Origin of the sequence: Candidatus Magnetobacterium casense, assembly GCF_000714715.1 — a bacterium.
GTDB classification, from domain to species: Bacteria; Nitrospirota; Thermodesulfovibrionia; order Thermodesulfovibrionales; family Magnetobacteriaceae; genus Magnetobacterium; species Magnetobacterium casense.
In genome coordinates, this window is sequence record NZ_JMFO01000055.1 from 1 (window position 1) to 3,700 (window position 3,700).

Genomic DNA, 3,700 nt, shown 5'->3' on the forward strand with positions numbered 1-3,700 from the left:
AAAAGGGGTTAGCTTGCGCTAACCCCTTGAAAAATATGGTGGCTACACCGGGACTTGAACCTGGGACATCAGCATTATGAATCGCATGAGAGCGACCCCGCGCTACCCCGAAGCCCCTGTAAACCGGGCCTTTCAGAGGTGACGAAACCTCATTTCAACAGGCTGTTTCTGACAATTGGCCTTATGTAGTCACCCTAGACTCTTTACGGGTACTAGCGCCTCGCGCTAGCTTCGACGTGGCCAGATGCCATGCACGGATGCACCGTAGGGGGCATGGGACTCGATGACTGCGATTGGACGTGTCGCGAATGTGACCAATGTCGGCGAGAGGGGGAAGACCGCCAGTTGCCTATGGCCGTTCGCAGGAGCGCTCTGCACCTTATCGAATCGATCACGCCCATCTACAGATTCGGTACCGATTCTGTTGCTCTTCGGGGATTTGCTGCGCATTCTATAGCATTTTGGTACGGATCTGGCTGTCAAAGGCAGCGTAGGTCTGGGAAGGATGCTGGCTAGGAATCATGGGGCAAGAAGCGGATTGTATGACCAGGGACCAACTTGTTGCGATTGATCTTTTCGCAGGTGGCGGTGGGCTAAGTTTGGGGCTCAAGCAAGCAGGTTTTTTGGTATCTGCTGCTGTTGAACTGGACGAAGTAGCTTCTGCAACCTACCAAAGGAATCATCCCGAGGCAGTGCTTTTTTCAAAGGATATTAAAGATGTAACAGGGGCTGAGTTGGTGAGTACTTCACCAACTGGTCGCGTGGATTTAGTTGCTGCGTGTCCCCCTTGTCAGAGTTTTAGCTCTCTTACTTCTAAATATAAAAGAGAAGATGGGCGTGATAAGTTAATTAATGAGTTTGCACGCATTGTGGCTGAGATTCTCCCCAGAACGATTATGATGGAGAATGTTCCTGGGTTGGCGGGAAGAGGTGGTCATCTCTTTGAGCCAGTAATCAAGAAGTTTAAGTCTCTTGGTTATCAGGTAGATTATAGATTAGTTGAGGTTGCGGATTACGGGGTTCCTCAGTGTAGGAAGCGCCTTGTTGTGTTGGGCTGTTTGGATAGTGATATTAGTATTCCAGCACCTACGCATGCAGAAAATCCTGAGAATGGAAAAGCACCATGGGTTACTGTTCGCGATGCTCTTAAAGGTTTGTCTAAACCTTTGAAGCTGTCGAACAGTAAGCGAAAAGGTGGGCCGAGAGCCGTATCTTGGCACGTGGTTCGAGACATATCTGAGATAAATCAAATGCGTTTGGCCAGCCTGTCGGAGGGAGGTTCTAGAACGGAGATTCCTCTTCATCTTCGACCAGCTTGTCATAAAAGCGATATTGGCTTTACTAATGTATATGGGCGTATGGCTTGGGATAAGCCATCCCCGACTATTACAGGTGGGTGCACTGTCCCAAGTAAGGGGCGCTTTGGTCACCCTAAAGAGTGTAGGACTATTTCGGTGAGAGAGGCTGCTCGACTTCAAACCTTCCCGGATAGCTATGTTTTTGAAACTGATCATATTGATAAGGTTTGTCTAATAATAGGGAATGCCTTGCCACCAAAATTCGCCTCTGTTATGGCGTCTGTTTGCATGGATAAGCTCAGGGAGTAATTAATGGGGTCTGTAGAAAAAGCGTTTAAGCTTGAATTCTCGAATAGAGTTATTGAGCATTTGGGGATTAAGCTTTATCAGAATAAGCCTAGCAATGTTGTTGCTGAGTTTTTGTCTAACTCATGGGACGCAGATGCGACAAAGGTTCATATTGAGCTCAAGGGAGGCGATGGTTCCCCAGTTGTTGTTATAACTGACAACGGCAGAGGAATGACTCGTGACGAGCTGACGGATGAATTTTTGGTCATTGGTCGAAATCGACGCGACAAACCTACAGATCGAACTCCTGGTGGTCGCTTGCCAATGGGGCGGAAGGGTATTGGAAAACTTGCAGGATTTGGTATTGCCGGAAAGGTTGATGTAATTTCGTGTCCTAATAGGAGGCTCCGTAATAGCGAAGGGGAGCCTGAAAAGTACTATTGGTTGCGTTTTTCTCTCCAAGAACTTTTAGCTAAAGCCAATACAGCTACAGCCTCGAATTATGAGCCGGATGTTTTGGCGGACGGCGTTAGTAAAGAAGAGTTTTTAGATATCATCGACAAGGAGGCTTATCAGGGTTACCTTGAACGATATCAGGAAATACTGTCGAGTGTAGATGGTGAGGGTGGTGTTGTAATTGTATTAAAGAATGTCTCTTTAAAGAAAACCGTCAATCCAGATGTTTTGCTTAGAGCAATGGGGCGGCGATTTACTGTCGCTATGCTGCGGCCTGACTTTAAAGTCTGCATTAATCAGAAAGAAATTACACCCGACGATGCTCTTCCTCCGCTACATGACTTTGGTTTTGGCGATTGGAATAATCCACTCACTGACGAGGTGGATGTAAATGGCATTAAGAAGCCGGTAAAGTATTGGATTAGATTTGTTAATTTGCCAGGCTCTGATTGGTCGATTGAGAATGCGGGTATAGGTATATATGCCCATGGGAAGATCGCTCAGGATCGTCCTTTTTTCTTCGATGTAAAGGGTAAGGAAATTCTCAGCAGATACCTGTATGGAGTGGTTGAGGCTGACTGGCTTGATGAGCTTCCTACGGATGTTGTTTCAACAGATAGACGTTCTGTTGACTGGGAGACAGATAGCACTGAAGGATTCCATAAATGGGGCGCTGCTAAACTTGGATACTGGCTTGAAGAGTTTAGGAAGTGGCGAAAAAAGCAGCCAAAAAAAGATACTATTGAAAAAATTCGTAAGCTCAATGCCGGGCTCAGTGGTACTGAAGAAGAGGCGCTTGCAGAGCTTCTAAGTGAGGTCTTGGATAATCTTTCTGGTGACGAAGAGGCTAAGGAGAAAGCTACCCTAAGCTTCACGGAAGCATGGGTGCACGCACCAACTAGAAAGATTACTCAGGGGCTGTGGGAGCAGATTTTCTCCTCAATGAACTCAGACACAAAAGTCTTTGCAGACCTAGTGGATGGACTTCGAAAGAGTATGGTTCCAGAAGCAATGGGACTTGCTGTGACAATGTCACAGCGAATAGCCGCTATTACCGTGCTTCGAAAAATGATTGAGGATGATAAGACGGAAACACACCTTCAGCGCTTAATCGAGACCTTTCCCTGGTTGCTGGGGCCGCAATGGGAACGGCTAACCGCCAACCAGAATATTCGAACGTTAATCGAGAAGAAGCATAAGCCAGATCCCGAGCAGGGTGAGTGGTCGCTTGGCGAGCGAACTAGCAATCTAAGACCGGATTTCGTTTTTTAAGCGATGCTGGCGAAGAAAAGGAGCTTATTGTTTTTGAGCTAAAAGGTCCAGAGGCTGGGAAAACTTTGCAGCCGGCAGAATACGATCAGCTGAACTCTTATCTTCGAATTATCCAAAATGTTTATACGTCGCCATCTATTAAGATTAGTGGTGTACTAGTAGGGCACGAAAAGGGAGGGATTAGAGAATACGATAGCCGGATTTCCGTGCGGACTTGGGGAGAGGTATTGGTTGAGGCAAGAAGCCTGCATGTGTCTTATTTGAAGTCGTTGCTCTTGGTGTCCGATCCTAAAGCAAATGATATCAGGCTACAGCAGATTAGCGACTTCGGCGGAAAAGAGACGCTGGAGCTTCTTTCGAGATTTGGTAATCTTGAAGAGTTTCCA

2 protein-coding genes are annotated in these 3,700 nt (G+C 46.8%); both read left to right on the forward strand.

Annotated elements, in window-relative coordinates; all coding sequences use genetic code 11:
* Positions 1-521: 521 nt before the first annotated feature.
* On the forward strand, positions 522-1,607 hold the full coding sequence (locus Mcas_RS15720) for a DNA cytosine methyltransferase (RefSeq protein ID WP_031631918.1): 1,086 nt from the start codon (positions 522-524) through the stop codon (positions 1,605-1,607).
* Between the two features lie 3 nt (positions 1,608-1,610).
* Positions 1,611-3,314 carry an ATP-binding protein gene (locus tag Mcas_RS15725; RefSeq protein ID WP_040336507.1) on the forward strand — a complete coding sequence of 568 codons (1,704 nt, stop codon included), beginning with the start codon at positions 1,611-1,613 and terminating at the stop codon, positions 3,312-3,314.
* The last annotated feature ends 386 nt before the right edge of the window (positions 3,315-3,700 follow it).

What these genes read in the sequence shown, in the direction of transcription:
- Mcas_RS15725 (WP_040336507.1), top strand. Translation starts at nt 1,611, where the DNA reads ATGGGGTCTGTAGAAAAAGCGTTTAAGCTTGAATTCTCGAATAGAGTT.
- Mcas_RS15720 (WP_031631918.1), top strand. Translation starts at nt 522, where the DNA reads ATGGGGCAAGAAGCGGATTGTATGACCAGGGACCAACTTGTTGCGATT.